Annotated in this window: 24 protein-coding genes and 1 pseudogene; 7 read left to right on the forward strand and 18 right to left on the reverse strand. The window is 69.1% G+C overall.

Annotated features, from left to right (window positions below; all coding sequences use genetic code 11):
* The first annotated feature begins 1,470 nt into the window (after positions 1-1,470).
* From MOX02_RS04550 to MOX02_RS04575, 6 genes are all read left to right on the forward strand, one after another.
* A complete protein-coding gene (locus tag MOX02_RS04550) occupies positions 1,471-2,298 on the forward strand; it encodes a hypothetical protein (protein ID WP_238178803.1) in 828 nt (275 codons plus the stop codon).
* A 221-nt stretch (positions 2,299-2,519) separates the two neighbouring features.
* Positions 2,520-2,879, forward strand: a complete 360-nt coding sequence (locus MOX02_RS04555) for a hypothetical protein (RefSeq protein WP_147024624.1) — start codon at positions 2,520-2,522, stop codon at positions 2,877-2,879.
* A 301-nt stretch (positions 2,880-3,180) separates the two neighbouring features.
* The gene (locus MOX02_RS04560) at positions 3,181-3,420 is read left to right on the forward strand and encodes a DUF3302 domain-containing protein (protein WP_147024626.1); all 240 of its coding nucleotides are present in this window, start codon (positions 3,181-3,183) and stop codon (positions 3,418-3,420) included.
* On the forward strand, positions 3,417-4,352 hold the full coding sequence (locus MOX02_RS04565; protein WP_147024628.1) for an HlyD family secretion protein: 936 nt from the start codon (positions 3,417-3,419) through the stop codon (positions 4,350-4,352). Before MOX02_RS04560 ends, MOX02_RS04565 begins: the two co-directional genes overlap by 4 nt.
* Before the next feature lie 40 nt (positions 4,353-4,392).
* Complete coding sequence (locus MOX02_RS04570) at positions 4,393-5,841, forward strand: DUF1254 domain-containing protein (RefSeq protein WP_147024630.1); 1,449 nt, start codon at positions 4,393-4,395, stop codon at positions 5,839-5,841.
* A gap of 71 nt (positions 5,842-5,912) precedes the next feature.
* Entirely contained in the window at positions 5,913-7,361 is a 1,449-nt protein-coding gene (locus MOX02_RS04575; protein WP_147024631.1) for a DUF1254 domain-containing protein, read from the forward strand.
* 36 nt (positions 7,362-7,397) lie between these two features.
* On the opposite strand, the gene MOX02_RS04580 is transcribed toward MOX02_RS04575, so the two are convergent.
* The 9 genes from MOX02_RS04580 to MOX02_RS32010 all read right to left on the reverse strand — a co-directional run bounded on the left by MOX02_RS04580 (position 7,398) and on the right by MOX02_RS32010 (position 15,277).
* Positions 7,398-8,702: a hypothetical protein gene (locus MOX02_RS04580; protein WP_238178801.1), complete on the reverse strand. Its 1,305-nt coding sequence runs from the start codon at positions 8,700-8,702 to the stop codon at positions 7,398-7,400.
* Positions 8,699-9,364 (reverse strand): tetratricopeptide repeat protein, encoded by a 666-nt coding sequence (locus MOX02_RS04585; protein ID WP_147024632.1) that lies wholly within the window; start codon positions 9,362-9,364, stop codon positions 8,699-8,701. The genes MOX02_RS04580 and MOX02_RS04585 overlap by 4 nt, the downstream gene beginning before the upstream one ends.
* A complete protein-coding gene (locus tag MOX02_RS04590) occupies positions 9,361-10,278 on the reverse strand; it encodes a VWA domain-containing protein (RefSeq protein ID WP_147024633.1) in 918 nt (305 codons plus the stop codon). The genes MOX02_RS04585 and MOX02_RS04590 overlap by 4 nt, the downstream gene beginning before the upstream one ends.
* A complete protein-coding gene (locus MOX02_RS04595) occupies positions 10,275-11,288 on the reverse strand; it encodes a VWA domain-containing protein (RefSeq protein ID WP_147024634.1) in 1,014 nt (337 codons plus the stop codon). The genes MOX02_RS04590 and MOX02_RS04595 overlap by 4 nt, the downstream gene beginning before the upstream one ends.
* Before the next feature lie 2 nt (positions 11,289-11,290).
* Positions 11,291-11,785 (reverse strand): DUF4381 domain-containing protein, encoded by a 495-nt coding sequence (locus MOX02_RS04600; protein WP_147024635.1) that lies wholly within the window; start codon positions 11,783-11,785, stop codon positions 11,291-11,293.
* Positions 11,778-12,788: a DUF58 domain-containing protein gene (locus tag MOX02_RS04605; RefSeq protein WP_147024636.1), complete on the reverse strand. Its 1,011-nt coding sequence runs from the start codon at positions 12,786-12,788 to the stop codon at positions 11,778-11,780. The genes MOX02_RS04600 and MOX02_RS04605 overlap by 8 nt, the downstream gene beginning before the upstream one ends.
* Before the next feature lie 14 nt (positions 12,789-12,802).
* A complete protein-coding gene (locus tag MOX02_RS04610; RefSeq protein ID WP_147024637.1) occupies positions 12,803-13,810 on the reverse strand; it encodes an AAA family ATPase in 1,008 nt (335 codons plus the stop codon).
* A 460-nt stretch (positions 13,811-14,270) separates the two neighbouring features.
* Entirely contained in the window at positions 14,271-14,687 is a 417-nt protein-coding gene (locus tag MOX02_RS04615) for a Ros/MucR family transcriptional regulator (RefSeq protein WP_147024638.1), read from the reverse strand.
* A gap of 8 nt (positions 14,688-14,695) precedes the next feature.
* A complete protein-coding gene (locus MOX02_RS32010) occupies positions 14,696-15,277 on the reverse strand; it encodes a hypothetical protein (RefSeq protein WP_238178799.1) in 582 nt (193 codons plus the stop codon).
* A gap of 205 nt (positions 15,278-15,482) precedes the next feature.
* Between MOX02_RS32010 and MOX02_RS04625 the strand changes: the two genes are divergently transcribed.
* Entirely contained in the window at positions 15,483-16,559 is a 1,077-nt protein-coding gene (locus MOX02_RS04625) for an AraC family transcriptional regulator (protein WP_147024639.1), read from the forward strand.
* Positions 16,560-16,752: 193 nt separating this feature from the next.
* On the opposite strand, the gene MOX02_RS04630 is transcribed toward MOX02_RS04625, so the two are convergent.
* From MOX02_RS04630 to MOX02_RS04670, 9 genes and pseudogenes are all read right to left on the reverse strand, one after another.
* Positions 16,753-17,766, reverse strand: a complete 1,014-nt coding sequence (locus MOX02_RS04630; RefSeq protein WP_238178797.1) for a SphA family protein — start codon at positions 17,764-17,766, stop codon at positions 16,753-16,755.
* Positions 17,767-17,969: 203 nt separating this feature from the next.
* Entirely contained in the window at positions 17,970-18,836 is an 867-nt protein-coding gene (locus MOX02_RS04635) for a DUF4344 domain-containing metallopeptidase (protein WP_147024641.1), read from the reverse strand.
* Positions 18,833-19,207, reverse strand: coding sequence for a hypothetical protein (locus MOX02_RS04640; RefSeq protein ID WP_147024642.1), 375 nt, complete (start codon positions 19,205-19,207; stop codon positions 18,833-18,835). Before MOX02_RS04640 ends, MOX02_RS04635 begins: the two co-directional genes overlap by 4 nt.
* A complete protein-coding gene (locus tag MOX02_RS04645; RefSeq protein ID WP_238178796.1) occupies positions 19,207-19,575 on the reverse strand; it encodes a hypothetical protein in 369 nt (122 codons plus the stop codon). The genes MOX02_RS04640 and MOX02_RS04645 overlap by 1 nt, the downstream gene beginning before the upstream one ends.
* Before the next feature lie 29 nt (positions 19,576-19,604).
* A complete protein-coding gene (locus MOX02_RS04650; protein ID WP_147024644.1) occupies positions 19,605-19,970 on the reverse strand; it encodes a hypothetical protein in 366 nt (121 codons plus the stop codon).
* A 47-nt stretch (positions 19,971-20,017) separates the two neighbouring features.
* Complete coding sequence (aqpZ, locus tag MOX02_RS04655; RefSeq protein WP_147024645.1) at positions 20,018-20,749, reverse strand: aquaporin Z; 732 nt, start codon at positions 20,747-20,749, stop codon at positions 20,018-20,020.
* Between the two features lie 144 nt (positions 20,750-20,893).
* A complete protein-coding gene (locus tag MOX02_RS04660) occupies positions 20,894-22,567 on the reverse strand; it encodes an arylsulfatase (RefSeq protein ID WP_147024646.1) in 1,674 nt (557 codons plus the stop codon).
* A pseudogene (locus MOX02_RS04665) lies at positions 22,564-23,534 on the reverse strand (formylglycine-generating enzyme family protein). Before MOX02_RS04665 ends, MOX02_RS04660 begins: the two are co-directional and overlap by 4 nt.
* Positions 23,531-24,553: an HAD family hydrolase gene (locus MOX02_RS04670; protein ID WP_147024647.1), complete on the reverse strand. Its 1,023-nt coding sequence runs from the start codon at positions 24,551-24,553 to the stop codon at positions 23,531-23,533. Before MOX02_RS04670 ends, MOX02_RS04665 begins: the two are co-directional and overlap by 4 nt.
* Between the last annotated feature and the right edge of the window lie 15 nt (positions 24,554-24,568).

Here is a 24,568-nt window from a genome sequence, read left to right on the forward strand (position 1 = left end):
GTGGCTGGAACGTGCCAGCCCGTTGCGTGCGGCGCTCGTCTCCGCACGAGAGCCCGTGGCCAATGTTGCCGTCCCCAGAGCGGCAACGGACGAGAAGAGCAGGGTTCGTCGCGACGAGCCCGACTTACGGCGGCGATCTTCTTCCGTGCTGCCCATAGTCGGCACCTCCCAGACAGAATGCTGTGCGGGCAATCTTGGAATTTACATTGCAGCGCGGCAACCGCGGACCAAATATCGATGGGATCTTCGAAATATTCAAGCGTCAAGGCATGGGCCCCGGGTTGGGCCTTCCGACCTTATCGCGACGACCTGACCGGCTGACTTCGGACTGGGCCGATTGCGAGGATCAGCAAGGATCGGAGGATCTGGAGATGAGGCGAGGACAGAGATCGAGCGCCGAGCCAGCGGTGCTGACGCTGCATGTCCGCTTACCGGCAGCTTGAGTCCTGATCAGGACAGGCGGCTTTCGGCCAGATCCGGCCGGCAGCTTTGCGCCCAGTTTGGTCGTTCAGCCGACTCAGATGACCGCCCTGAAGCGGACATTCGTAGACTGAGCGTTATGGCGCGCGCCTACTTGAGTAAGGTCCGGGTGGGTCCATGAGCTCCAATGCCACGCGCGCTTGTCGACCAGAAGGACGAGGCCCAGCAGCGTCGTCGCATTACCGACCTGCCCAAGCTCTCGCCTCCGCGTTCCTTAGCTCGGCCGAACGGAACCCGTGGAGGAGCAGTCACATCACCCGATGTGTCTCGGCGTCCGCGAGAAGTGGCTTCCGCGAAAAGTTTGCCATCGGCCAACGCGCGGACCAGCGGACGGTGCAGGCGCACGACGCCATCGCACTTCAGCAGGCACTGTAAGGGTGTCCCCCACCTCAACGTTCGCGTGGAAGACGACTCGACGCTGCCGGGGCGCGTACAGGCGCGCGCCCTTGCCGAGGCGTTGCCACTCGGCACGGTCCACGGCCGCGACGAAGCTGCTGAAGTTCACACAGAACCTCGACCTCGTTCCTGAAGTCCATTCGTCGGCAACGAACATGTAACGGTTACAATTCCCGGATCCGGATGACAGGCGCATCATGGTGGCTATCGATCGAGGAGACCACTGTTGCCGCACCCGGAGGCTGCGATGGAGCACTCCCAGAAACGCGGTCTGGCGAGATTGCTGCTTCGCCACCCGGAGCGCCGGGATGAGCTTCGCCGGAAGTATGCGGAGAACGCTCACATCAGGGAACTCTGCGACGCTTACGAGGCTGCATGCGAGGCGGCGGAGTACTGGGCGAAGTCATCGGATTTGATCGGCCCCAACCGTGCGGAAGAGTATCGAGAGCTGGCCACAGCAACGGAAGGGGACATTCTTCACGTCCTCTCATAACCCTACAGTAAATATACGACACATTCATTTGTTGCTAGCGTATCCGGCAATCCGCTGCATGATCGCGGATGATTCGTTCGCAATCTACGGAGGGCAAGGCCGTGGATGAGCAATCGGCATCATCCTGCGACACTGACGAGACGACGGCCGTCGAAGCGGCTCTCAGCGCCCTGATCGTCACCGGCAACGTCCGGCTGTCGGAGCGCAACCGCCGTTTTCTATCGTTCGTCGTGACCGAGACGCTGGCCGGCCGGGGTCAGCGCATCAAGGCCTACACGATTGGGGTCGACGTGTTCGGTCGCAGCAAGAGCTTCGACCCGGACCGGGACCCTATCGTCCGGATCGAAGCGACCCGAGTACGGGCCGCGCTCGCCGAATACTACGACAGTTTCGGTGCCCGGGATGCGGTCAGGATCGTGCTGCGGCCCGGCTCTTACGTTCCCACCTTCGAGTTCTCGCATCCGGCCTCCGGTTCCGAGAGACCGCGGCTGCTGGAGAACGCGGCGGCCGCGCTCGACGGCCCCATCGCTGCGGACGAGCGAGCGGGTACGGTGATCGTCGTCACGCACCGGACCGACCGACGAGAGCGATGCTCGCTGGGGAGGGGCGAGATGTACGTCGAGGCGATCATCAAGGCCGTCGCCGACTTCGAGATCAAGGTGTTCCTGACGCCCCCGCCGGAACGCCGGATGGTTACACAGGCCATGAGAGAGCTGATCCATCGACCGGAGGCGGTCTTCGCCCTGGACATCGCCGTTCACGGGATCGCGGAAGGCAGGCGCTACTCGTGGTCGTTGTCCGACTTCCGCACCGGGGAGATCAAGGCCTCCGGCTTCGACGACAGGGCGGATGACGATCTGCCGGCCGGTGCGCAGATCGATGCGCTCGCAGCCGAGCTAGCGCAGAGGATCGCTGCCTCGGCCGGTTGAGATCGGCTGCAGCACTTTCGATGGCGACGCAAGCTTGTAACCGTAACGATCTCGGACCCGTTTCAGGCCTGCCTCGCTCGTTTTCGGCAGTTGAGGGAATGTTACGGTTACAGCCTCAAGTTGTTGTACGGCGCGTGCGATGGTCATCCGAGGGGCGGCTCGCCCCGATCCCGGCGATGGCTGCCTTCTGCGAGGCAGTCCCGACCGAGAGGAAACACGGGATGCGCCGTCACCGCCGTCTCTGGAGCTTGCTGGCTGCCGTGGCCTGCGCGGCCTCGTGCGCGGCGCTGCCGCAGGCCGCGACCCCACCTGCACCACCCGCGATATCTGCTGCAACGTCCGTCCTCGACCCGACGATGGTCGACCCGCTCGACCGGATGGGCCTCCGTCTCGCGGGTCTCACGTCATTCGAACGCGGCGCGAACACGACCGTCAGGTTCCTGCTCGAAATCGACCGGACGATCGAGATCGACGGGCGGGCTCGATACCTTGCCTGGCAGCCCGACAAGCCGCGCACACGGCACGCACCGCGCTTCCACGGCCATTCGGTCGAGTTCCTGGACGGGGCGCCACCGGGCTGACCACCCGTACGGCCTGGACGAGCCGAAGACCGGCCTCTCCCTCGATCAGGTCCAGCGCAACGTCGAGCCCGAGAAGGCGAACGCTGAACCAACCTCAGGTAGGACATCCCCGCACCGGCGCCTCGACGTTGCCGCCTACCCAAGGACACCGAGCGGGAACGTCAGGAGGAGAGCGCGATGAGAGCCCCGACGGCGCTCACGACGAAGCGGCCCGATGGTGACCGCTCGACCAGGAGATGGAGGGATGCCGTGACCGATTGAGGCGTGTCTGCTTGGCGTTCCAATTTCGAGGGCCGCGATCATGTCCTTCATCGACATCTTTGCCTGGATCGTCCTGCTGGTAGTGGTCGCGACGCTCGTCGCGGCTTTCGTCGCGCTCGGGGTCATGCCTGGCCGCATCGCGCGGCGCCGTGGCCACCCCTGGGCTCAGGCCGTCGCTGTCGGGAGCTGGGCGACGCTGATCTTCGGCTTCGTGTTCTGGCCGTTGATCCTGACCTGGGCCTACGTCGACGCCCCGGCCCGGCGGGAGGCGCCCCGATGATCGTCTTCCTGCTCAACAGCTACATCGCTCTCCTCGTACTCTTCGTCTGGCTCCGGTTCATCCCCTTCAACCTGTTCTGGAAGCTCTCGCCCGCGCTCGTCCTGATCGTGCTGCTGGTCGGGCTGTTCATCCCGATGGGCTGGGGGGCACCGTCCGGCCCGGCTGCGGTCCTGCGCAACTCGGTGCAGATCGTTCCCTCGGTCGCCGGCGAAGTCGTCGACGTGCCCGTCACCGCCAACACGCCGCTGAAGGCGGGCGACGTTCTCTTCCGGATCGATCCGATCCCCTACCAGGCGCAGGTCGACGCCATCGCGGCCCAGCTCAAGCTCGCGGAGACCCGACTCGGAGAGATGTCCCAACTTCAGAGCCGGGGGACCGGTCGCGCCTTCGACGTCGAGCAGCGTCAGGCCGAGGCCGACCAGTTGCGGGCCCAGCTCGACGGCGCCAAGTGGAACCTCGACAAGACCGTCGTCCGGGCCCCGACCGGCGGATATGTGACCAATTTGGCCCTGCGGACGGGTGCGCGGGTGACGGCCCAGGCGCCGGTGATGGCCTTCATCGACACCGCTGACACGCTCATCGGTGCGGAGATCCCTCAGGTCTACGCCCGCTACATCGAACCTGGGCAGCCCGTCGAGATCACCTTCAAGATGCTTCCCGGCGAGATCCATTCGGGCCGCGTCGAGGCGGTGCTGCAGGCCGTCGCCACCGGCCAAGCGCAACCGGGCGGCCTCGCGGTGGCGCCGCCGGAGCTGCAGGCGGCCCCGTTCGTGGTCCGGTTCGCGCTCGACGACGGCGCGGTGGCCCACCGCCTGCCGGCAGGCAGCACCGGGACGGCCGCGATCTACACGGAGCATGTGACGGCCGCGCATGTGATCCGGAAAGTCGTGCTGCGGCAGACCGCCATCCTCAACTACGTCAACCCGTTCTGAACGCGACCGGCAGGCCGGAACGGACGCTGGGAGAATGACGATGAGACGCTCCGTCCCGCTGTTGCTGGCAGCCTGCACGCTCTCCGCCGACCTGACACTGCCGGCACGCGCCGACACGCTCTATGCCTTCAGGGATGGCTATCCGACGCCGGAGACCTCGACGCGGGCGCGCAACGACGCCGACCTGGCGCGCGCGGTCACGGCCTACCGGTTCTGGTACCCGACGGTCTCCGTCGAAGGCATCTTCAACGGCAACCGGGTCGCCGGCATCGAGGACAACAAGGCGATGGGCATCGCTGCGGCCGGCCCGAAGCAGGTTGGTTTCACCCTCAATTCGGACACCCCGTACGGCTCGGCCGCCCTCGATCTCTCGCAGGGCCCGATGGTGATCGAACTCCCCCCGGGACCCTACATCGGCCTTGTCGACGACCATCACCAGGGCTGGGTGCTCGACCTCGGGATTCCGGGGCCGGACGCTGGACAGGGCGGCAAGCATCTGGTGCTGCCACCGGGATACGAGGGAGATGTCCCCGCCGGCTACTTCGCCGGCCGGTCCCTGTCGAACAAGGTTCTGCTGGCGGTGCGGGCGCTGCCGGTCGACGCCGACGTGCCCAGGGCCATGGACGCGCTGCGTGCCATCAAGGTCCACCCCCTGTCGGCGTCGGCCAACCCGCAACCGATCCGGTTCGTCGACACGACCGAGGTCGACATGGACAGCACCTCCCTGCGTTGGGAGGACAACCTCCAGTTCTGGCAGGTGCTGAAGAGAATCATCGACGACGAACCCGTGGTCGGGAAGTTCCTGCCGATGTACGGGCTGCTCGCGACGCTGGGCATCGAGAAAGGCAAGCCCTTCGCTCCCGACGCGCGCATGACGGAGATCCTCGAACGGGCCGCCCGGACGGGCCGCGACCAGTTGCTGGTCTCCGCCTTCGACAGCGACCGACCCGACCGCCTCGCCTGGCCCGGCCGAAAGTGGGAATGGGCGGGCCTCGTCCCGGGCAGCGCGCAGTTCGAGACGCCCTCAGGCATCGACCTCGAGGCGCGGGACCGCTGGTTCGCCCAGGCGATCGTCACCTCTCCGGCGATGTTCCGCCGCTCGGCCGGTGCCGGCTCGCTGTACTGGCTCGCCGCCCGCGACCGGACCGGCGCCTACCTGGATGGCGGCAAGACCTACAAGCTCGTCGTGCCGCAGCCCGTTCCGGACAAGCTGTTCTGGTCCGTGACGGTCTACGACGCGCAGACCCGGTCCGAGGTGCGAACCGACCAGGGCAAGGCGGCTCTCCGCTCCCTGTTCGAGCTGAAGGACGCCTCGAAGACGGAGCCGACGAGCCTCTACTTCGGTCCGACGCCGCCTGCCGGCCAGGAAGCGCGCTGGATCAAGACGGTGCCGGGACGCGGCTGGTTCACGTACATCCGCATCTACGGTCCCGAGCAGGCCGCCTTCGACGGCAGCTGGAAGCCGGACGACTTCGTCGAGGTCAAGTAGAGAGCCCCGATCAGGCCGATCATCCCCGCCGGCATCCGGCGCTCATTCGTGCAGACATGCGGAGCTTCTCGATGCGCGCCTGGCTCGGACGTCCCTCGCCGTCCCCGCTTCGAAAAGCGGGCACCGTTGCCGTTCTGGCCTGCGGGCTGGCCTCGCCCGCCGGCGCCGAGGATGAGGCCGCACCGGAGCTTGTCCGCCGCACCGTCGAGCGCCGTGCCATCGAGGCCGTCATCTGGGGCATGCCGGCCGTCAATACGGACCTGATGCTCCAGGCCATGCTGCGAAGCACGAGCGCGAAGCCGAACGAGATCGTGTTCTGGTCCCGGCCGGTCAACTGGAAGAACCAGACGCTGACGCCGAACCCGGATTCGATCTACTTCATGTCCTTCTGGAACGTGAAGGACGGCGGCCCGCTCGTCATCGAGATACCTCCGGCCGAGGGCGGAGCCATCGCGGGCAACATCGTCAACGTCTGGCAGATGCCCCTCGAGGATGCCGGGCCGGAAGGCGCCGACAAGGGCGCGGGCGGCAAGTATCTGATCCTGCCGCCAGGCTACGCAGGCGCGCCGCCCGAGGGCTACATCCCGCTCCGATCGGACACCTACAGCGGCTTCGCGCTGCTGCGCTCGAACCTCGCCAGCCACGCGGACGCCGACGTCGCCAAGGCGGTCGCCTACGGCAAGCGGATCAGGGTCTACCCGCTGGCACAGGCGGCCCAGGTGCCCGAGACGCGGTTCACGGACGCCTACGACGTGCTGTTCGACTCCACGATCCGCTACAACGCGAGCTTCTTCGGCAATCTCGACCGCGTCGTGCAGAACGAGCCGTGGCTCGACCGCGACCGCGTCATGATCGACCAGCTCAGGACGCTCGGCATCGAGAAGGGCAAGCCGTTCAACCCGGACGCGACGATGCGAGCAACCCTCGGCGACGCGGCCCGCGAGGCGCATGCGCTTCTGTCCCGGCGCTACGACGCGGGCTTCCCCGTCATGAACCCGGGCATCCGGTGGTTCCCGGCCGCCATGCAGGAGGTCGTGAAGGCCGTGCAGGAGGGTTACGCCAACCTCGACGCCTATCCGGTCGACGCCCGGGGCGTCACCTACACGCTGGGCTTCACCGGCATCAAGCGCATCGGGACGGCGCAGTTCTACCTGATGGCGAACAAGGACCGGGAGGGCGCGCCATTCGATGGCGCGGCCAGCTACCGCCTGCATGTGCCGCCGGACGCCCCGGTCCGGCAGTACTGGTCGGTGACGGTCTATGATCGGGACACGCACGCGCTCATCCGCGACCTGCCGCGCGCGAGCGTCGCCTCGATCAGTCCGGGCGTGCGGGAGAACGCCGACGGCTCGGTCGACGTGTACTTCGGCCCGAAGGCCCCGGATGGCGATGAGGCGAACTGGGTCCCGACCGTTCCCGGCCGTAAGTTCGAGCTTCTCTTCCGCCTCTACGGCCCCGAGAAGGCGCTCTTCGACAAGTCCTGGAAGCTGCCGGACGTCGAGAAGGTGGCCGCGCGTTGATGGCAGTCCGAGCGAGGTCCAGGCCGGTGTATCCGCTCACCGTCCCGATGGACCGGCACGGTATGTCGGCAAGGGTGGATTGAGCGGCGGCAGATCGGCCGGCCGCACGCGAACAGGCGGCTGCCTCAGATCGCGATGAACCTCCGAGACGCCGTCCCGAAGCGTGCGGCCCCGCTCGACCGACCAGTCGCCATCCACTCCGAACAGGGCGCGCTCGAGCTGCTCGATTGGCAGAGCGAGACGCCGGTCCTCGCGGATCCTCCGACAGGCACCGGGCGGCAGCCGCCGCAACCAGATCGTCAGGGCCTCGTAGGTCGCCCGTGCATCGCCGGTCCGCGCCACGCGCCGCAGCTCCGACCGCGCGGCATCCTCGGATGCGGCATGGTCCGCTCGCCAGCGATTCCACCGGGCAGCCACCCGCTTCCGGAGGAGCCAGACCAGGACGCCCCCCAGGAGCACGGCACAGAGCATCGTGATGGCGGTCCAAGACCACCGCGTTCCTGCGGCGAGCCGCGGCCCTGTCGGCGCCACGGCCCCAGTCAGGGAAACCCGGACACCCGGGAGCGTCTCGGTGCGGGCCTGCCGACCGCCGAGGTCCCACCAGGGCTGCACGATGGACGGGAGATCGTACGCGCCCAATGTCTCGAAGACGTAGGTCACCCGGTCGATGCGCTCGCCGGTGACGGAGCCGCGGTTGACCCGGTCCGCGGAGCGAGGCGCATCGCGGTAGAGGCGGACGCCATCCGGCTCCGGGAAGGCGAGATCCGGCATGCCCATGGCGGGAACGTCGGCCGCTTGGCGCGTCACCGTGCGGATCAGTGCGTCGCCAGCCTTGAGTTGCGTCCGGCCCGGATCCGGCTCCCACGTCTGCGATACGGTCACCTCAGTCGCGGCGATGACGGGGCCGGAGGCGTCGATGCCCGGCGGGACCGCGACGGCGATGCGTTGCGGCTCGCCCCTCGCAGCCCCGACGACATCGCCGGCCGCGTCGATGAGCGTGATCTCGGCGGCCGGGATCTCGATGGCGCCCCCGCGCCGGGGAAAGACGACGAACTCGAACTGCTGACCGACGTAGGCGTGCCCGCCGATCTCGTCACGCACGGTGACGCCCTGCGTCTCGAAGCGGAGGGTCTGCGCGCCGGGCGCGTCGCCGAGCCTGACGCGGGGCGGGCGCGGCATGCTGCCGGCGAATAGCACGTCCACATGGAGGCGAATGGGCTGGCCCACGACGACGCCAGAGGCCGGATCGATCCCGGTTCTGACGACGACGTCGGCAGCCCATGCCGGCACCATGACCGCGCAGACGGCCGCGGCACAGACAGGCTGCGCCAGCCACCTCACGGCTTCGTCTCCGGAGGCGGGCCCGTGGCAGCCGCGGAGGCCGCCTGAAGCTGATAGGCGAACTTCACCTTGAGGAAATCGGCCGGCCGCGTCTGGACGCGCCTCAGCCACAGGGCGCGGACGGCCTCGTCGGACATCGGCGGCGCGTCGCCCTGGACGACGGTGTCGGTCCCGCCCTTCCTGCCCTTGTCGAAGACGATCGCGTCGGGGCTGCTCTCCGTGTCGCCGGTCTCGCCGCCCTCCTGGCGGACCCGCTCCGCCCGGATGCGGGCGACCGCGCGGTTCGCCTCGGCGTCGGCCCAGCCGGGGTGAAGCACCAGCGCGCGATCGTAGCGCCGCACCGCATCGTCGTACCGGCCCAGCATGACCAGGGCGTTGCCCTGGTCGTAGGCACCCTCGGCCGTATCGGTCCCGCCGAAGGTCTGCGCGGCGCCCTTGAAGTCGCCTGCCCGGAACAGGGCGATGCCGCGCCAGAGCGGATCGCGGAAGGCGGCTGCCGCCCTGCCCGGCGCGTCGCGCGCCATCAGGACGCGGCCGCGCTGGTCGGGCGTCAGGAACAGGTTCTCCCAGCCGACGCGGGCGGCGGTCGCGGCCAGCGCCAGGATCACGATCGCCGAGACCACGGCGTAGGGATGCGCGGCTATCCTGCGAAGGCGGATCATGCGATCACCCATCCGCGCCGAAACCAGAGGAGCGTGAGAAGGGCGAGGAGCGGCGTCAGCCAGTAGCCCGCCTCCTTCCAGTGCTGCCCCTCTCCCGCGACGTCCACGATCCGGCCGGCCCGGTCGAGCCGTCGGGCGACGGTCTCGACGTCGCTCCGATCGACGGTGGTGGCCACGAGATCCGCGCGCAGCGCCCGCTCCGCGTCCTCAAGGCGCCCCGGATCCAGCTCCGGCGGCAGCAGCGCGAGGATCGTCGCCGGGTGGGTCAACGTGGTGCCGGCGAGGCGGTCGATCTGCTCGCCTGCCGCGGCATCGGCCATCACCAGGATCGAGCCGCCGCGCCGATGGCCCGCGAGAATGGCGTCGGCCAGCGCCACGGCGTCGGCGAGATCATCGCCCTCCTTCGGCATGATCTCGGGTGACAGAGCCTTGGCGAGGTCCAGGACGACGGAACCGTCGGGGGTCGGGGGCAGAACCAGATGGCTGGCGCCCGAGTAGGCGATCAGGCCCGTCGCCGCGCCCTCGCGCAGGCCGAGCAGGTCCGACAGCTTCTGGCGGGCCCGGTCGAGCCGGGTCGGCGCCAGGTCTGCCGTCGCCATCGACGGCGTGACCTTGAGGACGATCATGGCCGGCGGCTTGGCGTCGGCGAAGGGCGACGGCTCGACCTCCCAGGCCGGTCCCGCGACCGCGATCGTGCCGAGGATCCAGGCCATGAGGAGCAGCGCGTTCGGCGTCACGCCGGACGATCGCTCCCGACCGACGAGCAGATGCCTCAGCAGTGCCGGATCGATGACGCCGCGCCAGCGCTCGTTCTCGTCCGAGCGCCGCCGCTCCAGGTACCAGAGCGCGAGCGCCGGCAGGAGCAGAAGGAGCCAGACGGGTCGCTCGAAGTGGAAGGCGGCCAGTGCGCTCACGGCGCGCCCTCCGGGACATGCGGATCCGGACGGACTTGCGAGCGCCACGACCAGAGCAGGCGGAGAGCCTGTGCCAGCAGTGAGAACACGAGAGCCGCCGCGAGCGGCACCCAGAAGATGTCGCGCTTCGGCCGGACCGTGACCGTATCGATCCTGCGCGTCTCGATCGCGTCCAGGCGCGCGTAGATCTGCTCCAATCCGGCGCGGTCGAGAGCGCGGAAGTAGCCCCCGGCCGTCGCCAATGCCACGTCCCGCAGGGCCGCCTCGTCGAGCTTGTCCTCACCCACCGTCGTCGGATCTCCCATGGCAACGGTATGGATGACGATGCCCTTGTCCTTGGCCACGCCCGCCGCCTCGGAGGGCGGCACCTGGCTCGCCGTGTCGTTGCCGTCCGTGAGCGCGATGATGGTCTTCGTCTTCACCGTGCTGCGGTCGAACAGGCCGATCCCGAGACCGATCGCATCGCCCAGTGCGGTGCGCGGACCCGCCATGCCGACCACGGTGTCACGCAGCATCGCGCGGCAGAGGTCGAGGTCCGTTGTGAAGGGTACGAGCGCGAAGGGGGCGTCGCCGAACACGACGAGCCCGACCCGGTCGCCCTTGCGGCGTGCCAGGAACTCGTCGAGCACCCCCTTCACCGCCGTGAGGCGATCCACGGTCCGGCCTTCGGCATCGACGAAGTCGCGCGTGTCCATCGAGCCCGAAAGGTCCACGAGGAGCAGGAGGTCGCGCGTGGGCTCGTCGCGATGCAGTGGCGGCTCGATCCACTGGGGCCTCATCATCGCGGCGAGCACCAGTCCCCAGCACAGTGCCAGCACGACAAGGCGCGGAAGGCTCCGTGTGGCGACGACCCCACCTCGATGGGGCTGTTGCCCCGTCAGGGCAACGAGCCTCGCGAAGAACGGCACGCGCAGCCCGGCGCGCGCCGTCGAATGGGCCGGCAGCAGCCACCGGACCAGGAACGGCAGCAGGATCAGCAGGGCGAGCCAAGGATACGCGAAGGTCAGCATGATCAGGGCGTCTCCGCCCTGACCGATGTTCGATGGTCACAGACCCAGATTCGGGCTTGGTCGACGAAGCGTCGGATCTCCTCGACGTCGGGAATCCGGCTGCCGTAGGCGTCGAGGAGGGGTCTCCGCAGCGCTCCGGCGTCGATCCGGCCGCCTCCCGTCTCGACGACGAAGTCCGCCCATCCGGCTCCGGTGAGAGGCGCCACGTCCTCGCGGGGGAAGGCCGCCAGGGCGGCTCGCTTCATCACCTGCGACACCTGCTCCACTGCGCGGATGTCTGGACGCAACGAGGCCGCCACGGCATCGAGCTCGGTCAGGGCCGCGCGCCGGTAGGCGTTGGCCCGCCGCCGCCGCACCGCCTCCCGCAGCCAGACCGCCCCCGTTGCGGCGATGCCCACCGCGATGATCCAGACGCCCGGCGCCAGCGGCCAGAACGGCACCGGATCCGGCACGGCCAAGTCGCGCAGGTTGGCAAGGCTTCCCGGGTCGTCAGTCATCGCGCGCTCCGCTCGCAGAGACAGCCCGCCGTTCGGTCCGCTTCCCGATCAGCTCCCGCAGCTGGGCTGCGGCATCCCGGTCGGTGGAGAGGCCCAGGACCGGGATGGCACGCCGCCGCGACAATCCGGTCAGGCGCGCGCGCCAGGCAGCCCGGTCCTCCGCATATCGCCGGCGCAGGCCCGCCGAGGAGGAATCGGCCTCCACCTGCGCCTCTCCCGAGCTGAAGACCGCGCGTCCCACGTCCGGAAGCTCCAGCTCCAGCGGGTCGTGGATGTGGATCGCCAGGACGTCGTTGTGGGCCGTCAGCCGGGTGACGAGGCGCGCGGTCTCCGCGTTCTCGCCGGCGGCATCGGTGATCAGGCAGACGAGCCAGTCGTGCGTGGCCATGCGCTCGGCCCGATGCAGGGCCTCGTTGAGCTGCCCCTCGGCACCCGGCAGGGGAGCGCCGGCCCCGAGTGCCCCGTTCTGCCGCGCGACCTCCGCGATGACCCGAACGGCCCCGGCGTCGCGGGCCTGCGGCCCGACCGAGACCATGTCGCGGTCGCCGAACACGATCGCGCCGACCCGGTCGCCGAGCGAAGTGACGCGCCACGCCGCGAGGGCCGCCGCCTCCGAGGCCACGACCGATTTCATCGCCCGGCGGCTGCCGAAGAACATCGCGCCGCGCTGGTCGGTGACGAGAAGGACGGGCCGGTCGCGCTCCTCCGAGTACACCCGCACGTGCGGCGTGCCGAGCCGGGCGGTCGCCAGCCAGTCGATGGTGCGAGTGTCGTCGCCCTCGGCGTAGTGGCGCAGCTCCTCGAAGTTCAGCCCGCGTCCGCGCAGGCGGGAGGCGTGCCGGCCCGAGAGCAGGCTGTGCACGGGCTGCCGCGGCAGGAAGCCGAAGCCCCGGGCCTGGTGCCGCAACCGCATCAGCTCGTCGAGGGTGACGAAGGCGCGCGCCTCTGCGATCGGTGTCGCGCTTCCCTTGCCGTCACGCGTCCGCTCCCTCAGCCGCGCCATCGCCCGCTCCCGGGTCAGGCCGCCACGGCGACCTGCCTCACCACCTCGTCGAGGACCCCGTCCGGCGTCACGCCGTCCGCGCCCGCCTCGTAGCTGAGCGAGACGCGGTGCCGGAGGCAGTCGTGCGCGACCGCCTGCACGTCCTCCGGCGTGACGAAATCGCGTCCCTTCAGCCAGGCGTTCACGCGCGCGCAGCGGTCGAGGGCGAGCGAGCCGCGCGGGCTGGCGCCGATGGCGATCCAGGCCTTCAGCTTGTCGCCGAACTCGGCGGGACGGCGCGTCGCCGCGACGAGGCCGACGATGTAGGCCTCGACGGCCTCCTTCGTCGTCACGCGGTCGATCTCGGCGCGGGCGGCGACGATCGTCCGCTGCGGAATCTTCGGCGGGGTGTCGGTGGACGCACCGGCGGTGACCCGCTCCGACCGGACCAGCTTGAGCACCTTCACCTCGTCGGCATCGGACGGGTAGTCGATCCGGACGTGCATCAGGAACCGGTCCATCTGCGCCTCGGGCAGCGGGTACGTGCCCTCCTGCTCGATGGGGTTCTGGGTGGCGAGCACCATGAAGATCGGCGGCAGGTCGTAGCGCTTGCCGGCGACGGTGACGTGCCGCTCCTCCATCGCCTCCAGGAGGGCGGACTGCACCTTGGCGGGCGCGCGGTTGATCTCGTCGGCCAGCACGAGGTTGCCGAAGATCGGCCCTTTGCGGAACTCGAACTGGCCGTCGCCGCGCAGGATCTCGCCGCCCGTCACGTCGGACGGGAGCAGGTCCGGGGTGAACTGGATGCGGCCGAAATCGCTTTCCAGGTTCTTCGACAGGCTCTTGATCGCCCGGGTCTTGGCCAGCCCCGGCAGACCCTCGAGCAGCACGTTGCCGTCCGCCAGGAGAGCGATGACGAGGCGCTCGACGACACGCTCCTGGCCGATGATGTCCCGGTTGACGCGCGCCTGCAGGTCGAGGATCGCGGACCGTGCCGCCGATCCGCTGCTGCTCTCGCCTCGTTTCGCACCGTCCTGGAACATGCCGGTGTGCTCCCGGCAGGAGTCTGGACGAAACGGCGGGCAAGTCAGCCGTGTAACCGTAACAGACTTGCGCGTCCGCCACGTTCCGTCGGATCCGCGCAGGCGGAAGCGCCAGAACGATGCTGCGGGGCCCACCGCCGCGTCCGAGCGGCTGCGTCCGTTCGGGTGATCCGGGATGCGGGCACCCGGGCTGTAACCGTTACAGGATCCGCACGGGTGCCGGCGGTCTGTCGATCGATGTCCCGAAACGGACGCCGGCCCGGCAAACCGCATCGCCATCGCTACGCAGGAACAGGACGCCTCGGGCTCGCCCGACCGCGTGAGGTCACGCGTCGCCCCGTTGCGGCAGGTGAGCCAACGATGGACCCGACGCGGAAGCTCATCGTCGACCTGCATGCCGCGGCTCTGGACCACGATCGGACGGCGCCCTTGGCGCTTCGCGCCTCGACCGCTCCGTGCCTCAGCGGCGATCACGATGCGGCGGCACGCCGAGCCGATGCATCTTGGCCAGATCCGAGCGCCGTTCGCTGTAGGCCTCGGCGACCATCGGGTAGTCCTTGGGCAGGCCGTAGCGCTCCCGATAGGCGTGCGGGTTCAAGCCGTGCTTGGTCAGGTGCCGCTTCAGCGTCTTGTAGGACTTCCCGTCGATGAAGCTGATCAGCCCGTCCGGGGTGATCGATCTCCTGATCCTTGCCGGAGTGGGCAGATCGGCCGGCGGTGTCGCTGGCATCGACGGTGTTGCGAGCGCCGCGAACGCCCGGTGCACAGTCTCGATCAGGTGCGGCAGGCCGGCGGCAGGCAGATGATTGTTCGCCGCGTAGGCCACGACGACGTCCGTCGTGATGGCCGCCAGGCTGTGGTCGGTGCTGCTCGACATCGTTGATCTCAATTCCTCTCCGCGAGGCGCCGGCAGAACCACGCCTCGGCTTCCTCGAGCGTGGCGAACACCCGATCCTCGTCCGGCACGCACGGATCGAAGCCGGCCTCCAGATGCCACCCGCCCGCGAGGTCCTCGCCGCGGCACTCTGCCGACAGCCGGACCAGGACCGCCACGAGCCTGCCGCCGGCTTCGACGCGCACGCCCTCCTCGCCCGCGCTCCCCGTCGCCGGGCGGATGGGCGCGAGGACGAGAGGGCGTGCGCTCGGCCGGTCATTGCCGGGGTCGGTCATGAGCTGCTTCGTTGCGGCCTCCGCCTCCTGCAGATCGGCGCAGGCCACGCTCTCGACCGATCGTCCGCACAGTCGGTCGTAGAGCTCGACGCGAAGGCGGGCTTCTTCCGGCGGCGCATCGGCCGGCAGGATTTCGACGAGGCGGAGGTCGCGGGTCGGGAAGCTGGCGATGACGGCCGTCCTGATGCCGTCCACCTGCGCGTGTTGGAGGATCAGCCGCGTGTAGGCCTGGACCAGCGCGCGCTGAGGATCGGGAACCGGAGGGTCCCAGCGGATTCGCCTGGAGGCAGCGGGCATCGCGGATCCTCGCGGAAGCGGATGTGACGACGAGGCGAACCGGACAGCTCCGGGTGCCGACGAGGACCCCGGCTGCTCTTCGGACGCTTCCTCCGGCGTGCCCGATCCGGCCGCCGGAGGCAGCGTCCCTAACAGGACCAAGGCTCGCCTGTTTTGCTATTCTCGGCCAAAACGAGGGGCTTTCCCGGCCAAGGCGGGAGGTCGGATGTCACGCCTCGACGGAACTGCGACCTGGTCGCAAAGCACGCGACCCCGGCCGCACCAGGCGCCGGCGCCACCGAGCGCGACGGGCACCCTCGCCCGGCTGGTCGTCGCCCACGCGGCCGAGGCCGGCCTGGACATCCGACCGCTTCTTCGGCGGACCGGCCTGACGCCGCGGCAGATCGAGGACCGGCAGGCCCGCGTCGGCGCGGCCGGTCAGGCCATGCTGCTCGATCTCGTGGCCGGGTGTCTCGGGGACGATCTGCTCGGCTTCCGTCTCGGCTGCAGCTTCGAGGTGCGCGAGATCGGTTTGGTCTACTACGTCATGGCCTCCGCCCCGACGCTCGGCGACGCCTTCCGACGCGCCGAGCGCTACAGCGCGATCACGAACGAGGGCATCGTCCCGACCCTCTCCGGATACGGCGGGATCCGGATCCGCATCGACTACGTCGATGTGCCGAGGCACGAGGCCCGGCAGCAGACCGAGTTCTGGCTGACGGCGATGGTCAGGGTCGCCCGCGAGCTATCCGGTCGGCGCCTTCGTCCGACGACCTTCGCACTCGCGCACGGACGGCATCCGGGCAGCCGGACGATGGAGGCTTTCCTCGGCTGCCCGATCGCGTTCGATGCTGAGGCGGACGAGATCGGCTTCCAGGCCGGAGCGGCGGAAACGCCTCTGGCGGGCGCGGATCCCTATCTGCATCAGCTGCTTCGGGGCTACTGCGAGGAGGCTCTGTCCCACCGCGACCGCCCGCGCGAGAGCCTGCGAACCCGAGTCGAGAACGCGGTCGTGCCTCTGCTGCCGCATGGCCGCCCGCTCGTGGACGACATCGCCCGATCGCTGGGGATGAGCCAGCGCACGTTGTCCCGCAGGCTCGCCGGCGAGGGCCTCACGTTCGAGAGGGTGCTGGAGGAACTGCGCCGGGATCTCGCCCTGCGCTACCTGCGGGACGACCATCTTCCGACCTCGCGCATCGCGTGGCTGCTCGGCTTCCAGGAGGTCGCCGCCTTCACGAACGCCTTCCGGCGCTGGACCGGCCGGACGCCGTCCCAGGTGCGATCGGGCCGCCAGCGATCTTAAGGCTCGGAGCAAGGCCGTGCGACCCGATGGATCGCGTTCCGACTCGCTTCATGCTGCGGGTCGGATGACGCGCCTCGATTGCCTCACCCTCAGCCGACACGCCATTCTCCCCAGTCATTCGCACCCTGGCCCAAACACGAGCCTGGAAGATCTCGGGTGTGCTCAGCAATCCGCCACCCAGGCGCCACGCCGCTCAGGACTTCGTCACCGGAGGTCTGGGTTCCGGCGCGGCCTTGGGCGGCGGCACCCAGAGCGGGAAAGAGACCTCCAGGAAGCCGATGGTGCCCTGGAAGCGGTTCTCGACCTCGACCTCGCGCAGCACCTTCAGCCGCGTGGTGACCGGCACCTTGCCGAACTCACCGCTCACGCCGATCGTGCCGCCAACTGCCGTGGAGCGGCCCTTGAAGGGCCCCAGCCGGGCACCCGGTCCGCTGTCGCCCGTGATCTGCTGGTAATGCGACGCGATGATGCCGACCGAGACGTCCTTGGAAAGATACTTCGAGGCCGAGACGTCGACGTGGAACTCGGTGCCCGTCACGTACTGCGTCGCCGGGTTCCTGCCGTTGAACGTGAAGCCGGCCGCGGCGGACAGCTCGATGCCGAGCGCCGGATCGAGGTAGGTCGCCGCCGCCGAGACATCGCCGATGTAGCGGTTCAGAGCGATGTTCGAGAGCTGGCCCGGCTCGTAGCCCCCACCCGGGATGCTGAGCACGCCCGCGAGCTTCCAGTGCCAGTTGCCGGCGTGCCAGCCGAGGCTCGCCGAGACGATGGGGTCGCCGGGATTGAGGGTGGCGTCACCCACCGAGGCGCCGACCGGCCGGCCGAAGGCCTGGTTCACGAGGGGACCGTTGAGGAGTACGCCCGCGCGCACGGCCGGCTCGCCGAACGGCATCACGAAGGCGACGGCGAGACTGCCGCCGCCGATCTCGACTGGCGTGACCCAGAGCGCGGTCAGGAAGTCGGCCCACAGGTTCACCTTGGCGTCGGCGATGATGTTGCCGCCGAGCTGGGTCTGCCGGTTGCCGCCGATCCGGCCGTTGTAGAAATAGGCCGTGCTGTCGAAGTAGAGGCCGGGCGGCGGCACAATGCCGCCGAGCGGTACGGACTGACCCTCGATGTAGAAGCTGAGGCCGCCTTCGGCCGCCTGGGCGGCGGGAACGGAGAGAAGCATCCCGCTCAGGGCGAAGCCTCGGGCGAGCTGACGCACGGACGATCGCATGATGACCCCCACGTACGGCCCCTGACCTTGCGCATGATCCAAGATTGAAGAACGTAATCAGAAGACTTCCCGAAGCGCCGCATGTAAACCCTAAGTTCGCAGCTTCCTGTGGGAGTATGTCCGCAAGGCAACAGTGGCGCTCGCCCGCTCGCTTGCGGCGGGTCGTGTTGCGGCCTGCACGTTCCCGAGCCTTACCGACCTCGCGCCGCCCGCCGGAACGCGTGCTGCAGCCGCTTTCCGGGGCCGGGCTTCACGCGCAGGTGCGGCACGATCAGCCTCTCGAAGGCGAAGGCGACCTGCTCGTACTCCTCGGAGCAACCCTCGGCCCGCTCCTTCGGCAGGTAGCCCTTGGCGACGATGTAGCCGAAGGCGCTCTTGTTCGATCCGTAGGCCAGACAGGCGAGATTGTAGAAGCGCTGCCAGAAGAGACCGTGCACGTCCGCGAACGCTCCCTGGTCGACCGTCTCGTCCTTGCCGTTCGTCGCGAAGAAGTAGGCGCTGCCGTTGACGACCGTGCGAGCCTCCCTGCCTCCGAGTTGGAGCAGGGCATAGGCCGCGACCTGATCGGCCGCATCCTCCTCGCGCCCGAGAATGGGGATGTCGAGGAGGTCGAACAGGGCGTGCCCGCTCTCGTGCATGAGGATCTGGGCGACCGGACCCCTCAGCGCCTCCTGGCGCGTGACGCCGGCGGGTGACGTGGTCTTCGGCGCGGCCTTGCGGACGCTCTCGACCAGTTCGTAGCAGAGCGTGACGCTCCGGCTCTCGGGCGCGTACCAGGCGTTGAGCTCGCCCGCGCATTCCTTGAGGCGGTAGGTCAGGCGGGTCGGCAGCCGCGCGAGGCCGACGATCGCCCCGATCCGCTCCAGCACGCGCTGGCGACGCATGTCCTCGTAGATGGCGCGGTAGGCCGCCTTCTTCGGAGCCTCGTAGACGACGCGGATCCGGCCGGCGTCGACGTGCCTGGCCGTTTGGGCCGCCTCCGCAGGACCTGGCGGTGGCGCAGCGCCGATGAGAAGTGCCAACCCGAACAGACCGGAGAGGCGTCCTCGCACCCTCATCGGGGCCGGTCCCGTTCCGGCTTGCCGATCCGCGCCAGGGAGCGAACGGCAAGCCGATCGACCTTCACGATGAGATGGCCGTTGCGGCGCGCCAGCCTGTCGACGGGAAGCGCGATCTCGCCGCCGCCCATCACGCTTCGGAGCCGGATCACCGCCATCTCGCGCGAGTCGTCGGAGACGGCCCCTATCCGCACCACACGTCCGGCCGCATGTCCGTCGAACGTGTGAACGGTCCGCTGCAGCATCCCACGCCAGAGGCCGTCCGCGATCTCGCGGTACGTGCGACCGTCGTGCCCGTTCGAGGAAGTCGGAACCGTCGGCATCGGAATTCCTCCGTCGGAGGCGGCATGGGCGATGTCACGGACATCCATCAGCGGCCGCCCGTCGCGGCGTCCAGGCGCGGCATGGCCAGGATCGCAGCGCGGTCGTCCGTCGAGACGAGGCGGTCCTTCTGCCGAGTCAGGCGGTAGAACGGGAGGGCGATCGTCCCGCCTCCCATCAGGTAGCGCACCTCCACGACGGCGAGTTCGTGCATGCCGTCCGGCGACGCGCGCACGTCCGCGATGCGACCGATGGCGTGGCCATCCGCGGTGTAGATCCACTTTCCCCTCCCGGACCGCCGCAGGCTCTCCGCGAGGATCTGGTAGTAGGCGTTGTCCCAGCCGTCGGAGGGCGACGCCGGAACAGGCGCCTGCGCAAGAGCCGAGGTCGGGGCGAGGGCGACCAGAAGCCACGGCACGCCAGCCCACGGTCGCGTTCGCCCGGACATCAGGGCTTCTCCTCCGACGCTTCCTTCAGGCGGTTCATCCTGCGGATCGCGGCACCGTCCTCCTCGGCCATGATCCGGCTCTCCCGTCGACTGAGATGATGGAGCGGGAGCGTGATCCGGCCGCCACCCATCCGGGGGCTGCGGCGGATGATGGCGACCTCGCCGATGCCGTCCGGCGCTTGGCGGACGGCGCCGAGGTGTCCGATGAAGCGGCCGTCCGCCGCGAAGATCGCCCATCGCTGCCCGTCCCGTCGCAGATCGCCGGTGACGATCGGGCGGCCGACGCTGGTCGAACCGGGCAGGCCCGGATCCGGGGCCGCGGGCTGGCCCGAGGCGACACTCACGACGCCGGCGGCTGAGAGCACCGAGGCTCCCACTCTGATCCAACATCCCGCCATGGCGCGGTGTCCCCTCAACGCGCGGTCGCGCCCGGCAGTCCGGTGACCTCGGCCGACGGCTCCGCGCTGATCCAGTGGTAGAGGATCCCGCCCATGACCCCGCCGAGGATGGGTGCGACCCAGAACAGCCAGAGCTGGGCCAGCGCCCAGCCGCCCGCGAACAGGGCCGGACCGGTGCTGCGCGCCGGGTTGACCGACAGGTTCGTGATCGGGATGCCGACGAGGTGGACGAGCGTCAGGCAGAGCCCGATGGCGAGCGGCGCGAAGCCGACCGGCGCCTTGCCGTGGGTCGCCCCCATGATCACGAACAGGAACATCATGGTGAGCACGACCTCGGCCACGAGGCACGAGGCGAGGCCGTAATGCCCGGGCGAGTGCTCGCCGTAGCCGTTGGCGGCGAAGCCCTTGGCCGGGTCGAACCCGGGCGATCCGCTCGCGACGGCGTAGAGGAGCGCTGCGGCGGCGATGCCGCCGACGACCTGCGCGATCACGTAGGGTGCGATGTCCTTCGTCGGGAAGCGCCCGCCGGCCGCGAGCCCGCAGGTGACCGCAGGGTTGAGGTGGCAGCCCGAGATGTGGCCGACCGCGTAGGCCATGGTGACCACGGTCAGGCCGAAGGCGAGGGATACGCCGAGCAGCCCGATTCCGACCTGCGGAAAGGCCGCCGCGACGACGGCGCTGCCGCAGCCCGCGAAGGTGAGCCAGAACGTGCCAATCGCCTCGGCGGCGCACTTGCGGATGTCCATGGTCCTCTCCTGCGCTTCTGAGCGGTGTGCGCCGCCGGAGCGGCGCGAACCGAACCGCCGGTCCCAGGCAAGCTGCCGGACCCCGGCTGCGGCTGCATGCCGGAGGTCCGGCGAACCCGGGTGCCTCCGGAAACCGATGACGGTTCATCGGCTGGGTGCTTCGGTCGCCTTCTGCATCTTCTCGATGATCTGATCGACGCTGAAGCTCGCTGCCCTCTGGCGGGGCGGGAAATCCTTGAAGGTCGCCAGGAACTTGCCCACTTCCTCCTGGGCGGCGAAGATCAGGTAGGGTTGCGAGACGAACCAGTCGTAGTAGGTGTTCGAGGTGATATCCGCTCGCTCGTAGGGATCGGCCCGCAGATCGAACAGCTTCGGCAGGCGCAACGTCGTGAACGGCTCAGCCCAGACACGCATCGTGCCGGGCGCGCGCTGCTCCTCGAAGACGATCTTCCAGTTCTCGTAGCGCATCGCCACGAGGTCGCCGTCGTCGTTGAAGTAGAAGAACTCCTTGCGGGCGCCCGCTGGCTGCTGGCCCGTGAGGTACGGAAGCTGGTTGAAGCCGTCGAGGTGGACCTTGAACGTCTTCGTCCCGGCCGTGTGGCCCTTCAGCAGCTTGTCCTTGATCTCCGGGTCGCCCGCGGCCGCCATCAGGGTCGGCAGCCAGTCAAGCCCGCTGACCATCTCGTTTGAGACGGATCCCGCCTGGATGCGACCCGGCCAGCGGATCATGCAGGGCACCCGGAAGGCGCCCTCCCAGTTCGTGTTCTTCTCGCTCCGGAACGGCGTCATCGCACCGTCCGGCCAGGAGTTCATGTGCGGGCCGTTGTCTGTCGTGTAGAGCACGATGGTGTCGTTCGCGATGCCGAGGTCGTCGAGCTTCTTCAGGATCTGCCCGATGTGACCGTCGTGCTCGACCATTCCGTCCGCGTACTCGGTCCGCGCAGTCAGGCCCGGCGGGCTGCGGCGGTTCTCGGCCACATGTGTACGGAAGTGCATCCGGGTCGAGTTGAACCAGCAGAAGAACGGCTTGTTGGCCCGGGCCTGCCGCTCGATGAAGTCGATGGCCGCCGCCGAGGTTTCGTCGTCGATCGTTTCCATCCGCTTCTTGGTCAGCGGTCCGGTGTCCTCGATCTTGCCGTCGGCCGACGTCTTGAGGACACCGCGCGGCCCGAACTTCTTCCGGAATTCGGGACTGCGCGGATAGGTCCGCTGCTCCGGCTCCTCCTCGGCGTTGAGGTGGTAGAGGTTGCCGAAGAATTCGTCGAAGCCGTGGTTCGTCGGCAGGTACTCGTCTCGGTCGCCGAGGTGGTTCTTGCCGAACTGACCCGTGGCGTAGCCGAGCGGCTTGAGGAGTTCGGCCAGGGTCGCGTCCTCCTTCTGCAGGCCCACGGTCGCACCGGGCACGCCGACCTTCGACAAGCCGGTGCGCAGCGTCGCCTGGCCGGTGATGAAGGTCGACCGCCCCGCCGTGCAGCTCTGCTCGGCGTAGTAGTCGGTGAACATCATGCCCTCGCGGGCGATACGGTCGATGTTGGGCGTGCGATATCCCATCAGCCCGAAGGTGTAGGCGCTGATGTTCGACTGACCGATGTCGTCGCCGAACATCACCAGGATGTTGACCGGGCGGCCCGAGGCGCCGGTGCGGACGGGTGCGGGTTGCGGCGCCGGAGCGAGCTGCTGAGCCTGCGCGATCGCGGGTCCACCGCCGGCGACAGAGGCGGCGAGTGCCGTTCCCCCGAGCAGGATCCTCCGGCGGTCGACTGTCTTTGCGGGCGTCTCCTCATCCGAGGAGGTCTTCGGCAGCAGGGAATCGGTCATGGTCCTCTCCTTCTGACGAATCGGAAGCCGATGTGGCTGGTTGAGGTGTCCACCGGATGCGGATGGCGCGCGGCCGGGCGGTAGCGGCGGCAGTAGTTCGGGGCGCACAGGTGCGAGCCGCCCTTCACCACCCGTCGCGGGATTCGGACCCGCGGTTGGCCAGGATCGTAGCTCCCGTCCTCGGATCCGCCGCGCGGGTTCCGAGGCACGCAGCAGGCCTTCGGGGCCTCATCGGGGTGCCGCGGCGCGAAGAAGTCGCTCGTCCACTCCCAGACATTGCCGATCATGTCGTGGAGCCCGTAGCCGTTCGGCGGGAAGGCGGTGACGGGGGACGTGCGCTCGTAGCCGTCCTCGGCCCGGTTCTCGTGCGGGAAGGCGCCCTGCCAGGTATTGGCCATGTGCCGGCCGCCGGGCGCGAACGCGTCCCCCAGGCGAACGCGGCTCCGTCGAGGCCGCCCCGCGCGGCGTATTCCCATTCGGCCTCGGTCGGGATCTCCTTGCCGGCCCAGGCCGCGAAGGCGGCGGCATCCGCGTAGGCGACGTGCACCACCGGATGCTCGTCGAGCCCGGCGATGGAGGATCCGGATCCGTAGGGCCGCCGCCAGTGCACGCCGAACTTGAAGCGCCACCAAGCACGGAAATCGCGCAGGTCGACCGGTCCCTTCGGCGGCTTGAACACCAGCGAGCCGGGCTGCAGCATGTACGGCAGCGCGCCCGGATAGTCCTTCGGGTCCGGCCGCCGCTCGGCCATCGTCACGTAGCCGGTGGCGCGGACGAAGGCGCGGAACTGAGCGTTTGTGACGGGGGTGCGGTCGATCCAGAATCCATCGACCTGGACGCGGTGGACCGGGGCTTCCTCCGGATAGTGCCCGTCCGAGCCCATGCGGAAGGTGCCGCTAGGCAGGAACACCATGTCCCGTGTCGCATCCGACGCGTCGGGCCGGTCGAGAAGGGTCGCGCCCGTCATCGCTCGCTCCTCGCCGGGGGCGGGACGACCACCGTCCAGTCCCGCTGCAGGTCGACGACGGCCCATCCCCGCGCGGCGGCTTCGTCGAGGGCCTTGTCGAGGCGGCCGACAGGGGACTGCCGGTCGTAGGCGTATTCGCGCTCGGCATCGGTGTGGTGGACAAGGTCCATGAACCGAGCGCCAACACCGCCGGCGGTCCACTCCAGCATCTGCAGATCGCCGTCCGAATTGCCGAAGGCGAGGATCGGGCGCCGCCCGATAAAGCGGTTGATGCCCGAAGGCTTGCCGGGCCCGTCATCGATGAACGCGACCTTCGGCTCCTTCTCGAGCACGGGCAGGCCGCCCGCCTTGATCTCGAACTTCGTCACGCCGGACGAGCCGACCACCTGCTCGGGCGGGATCCCGTAGGCCCGCTCCGCGAAGACGCGCATGAACGCGGCCCCGCCGCCGGAGACGATGTAGGTCTTCCCATTGGCGCGCAGAAGGCCGAGTAGCTCGAGCATCGGTTGGTGGACGAGACGGTCGTAGGGCCGGTCGATCCGCGGGTGGCGGGCGGTCTTCAGCCAGTCGGCGACAATCCGGTTGAACGCGCCCGTGGTCATGCCGGCATGTGTGGCGGCCAGGATCTGCAGGAGACCCTTCTGGCCGGCGGCCGCGACCGCCTCGGGGTCGTTCTCGATGACGCCCTTGAACGGCTGCGTGTCGCGCCACTCGGGATGCTCGGGCGCGAGCGCCTTCACTCGATCGCGGGCGAAGGCAGCCTGGAAGTAGGACGGCTGCTCGGCCCAGAGGGTGCCGTCGTTGTCGAAGACGGCGACGCGCTCGGCCGGAGGGATGAAATCCAGGGTCCCCTCTCGGGTGACGCGCCCGACGAAGTCTACGAGCGCCTGCTTCGCGGCACCGTCGCGCCAGGACGGCAGCGGATCGGCGGATTGGCCATGGGCCGCAGTCACCAGGGCGGCGACCATCAGCGCACCGAGAAGCGGCAGGCGGTTCAGCAATAGGGCCAGGCGAGCCATCGGCGGCCTCTCACC

It is taken from the genome of Methylobacterium oxalidis, from assembly GCF_007992195.1.
In the GTDB taxonomy this organism is placed as follows: domain Bacteria; phylum Pseudomonadota; class Alphaproteobacteria; order Rhizobiales; family Beijerinckiaceae; genus Methylobacterium; species Methylobacterium oxalidis.

Coding starts and splice junctions, on each gene's coding strand:
- MOX02_RS04610 (WP_147024637.1), bottom strand. CDS start 13,810: ATGTTCCAGGACGGTGCGAAACGAGGCGAGAGCAGCAGCGGATCGGCG.
- MOX02_RS04585 (WP_147024632.1), bottom strand. CDS start 9,364: ATGATCCGCCTTCGCAGGATAGCCGCGCATCCCTACGCCGTGGTCTCG.
- MOX02_RS04640 (WP_147024642.1), bottom strand. CDS start 19,207: ATGGATGTCCGTGACATCGCCCATGCCGCCTCCGACGGAGGAATTCCG.
- MOX02_RS32010 (WP_238178799.1), bottom strand. CDS start 15,277: ATGCCCGCTGCCTCCAGGCGAATCCGCTGGGACCCTCCGGTTCCCGAT.
- MOX02_RS04595 (WP_147024634.1), bottom strand. CDS start 11,288: ATGCTGACCTTCGCGTATCCTTGGCTCGCCCTGCTGATCCTGCTGCCG.
- MOX02_RS04600 (WP_147024635.1), bottom strand. CDS start 11,785: ATGACTGACGACCCGGGAAGCCTTGCCAACCTGCGCGACTTGGCCGTG.
- MOX02_RS04575 (WP_147024631.1), top strand. CDS start 5,913: ATGCGCGCCTGGCTCGGACGTCCCTCGCCGTCCCCGCTTCGAAAAGCG.
- MOX02_RS04625 (WP_147024639.1), top strand. CDS start 15,483: ATGTCACGCCTCGACGGAACTGCGACCTGGTCGCAAAGCACGCGACCC.
- MOX02_RS04565 (WP_147024628.1), top strand. CDS start 3,417: ATGATCGTCTTCCTGCTCAACAGCTACATCGCTCTCCTCGTACTCTTC.
- MOX02_RS04635 (WP_147024641.1), bottom strand. CDS start 18,836: ATGAGGGTGCGAGGACGCCTCTCCGGTCTGTTCGGGTTGGCACTTCTC.
- MOX02_RS04615 (WP_147024638.1), bottom strand. CDS start 14,687: ATGTCGAGCAGCACCGACCACAGCCTGGCGGCCATCACGACGGACGTC.
- MOX02_RS04670 (WP_147024647.1), bottom strand. CDS start 24,553: ATGGCTCGCCTGGCCCTATTGCTGAACCGCCTGCCGCTTCTCGGTGCG.
- MOX02_RS04605 (WP_147024636.1), bottom strand. CDS start 12,788: ATGGCGCGGCTGAGGGAGCGGACGCGTGACGGCAAGGGAAGCGCGACA.
- MOX02_RS04570 (WP_147024630.1), top strand. CDS start 4,393: ATGAGACGCTCCGTCCCGCTGTTGCTGGCAGCCTGCACGCTCTCCGCC.
- aqpZ (WP_147024645.1), bottom strand. CDS start 20,749: ATGGACATCCGCAAGTGCGCCGCCGAGGCGATTGGCACGTTCTGGCTC.
- MOX02_RS04555 (WP_147024624.1), top strand. CDS start 2,520: ATGCGCCGTCACCGCCGTCTCTGGAGCTTGCTGGCTGCCGTGGCCTGC.
- MOX02_RS04660 (WP_147024646.1), bottom strand. CDS start 22,567: ATGACCGATTCCCTGCTGCCGAAGACCTCCTCGGATGAGGAGACGCCC.
- MOX02_RS04560 (WP_147024626.1), top strand. CDS start 3,181: ATGTCCTTCATCGACATCTTTGCCTGGATCGTCCTGCTGGTAGTGGTC.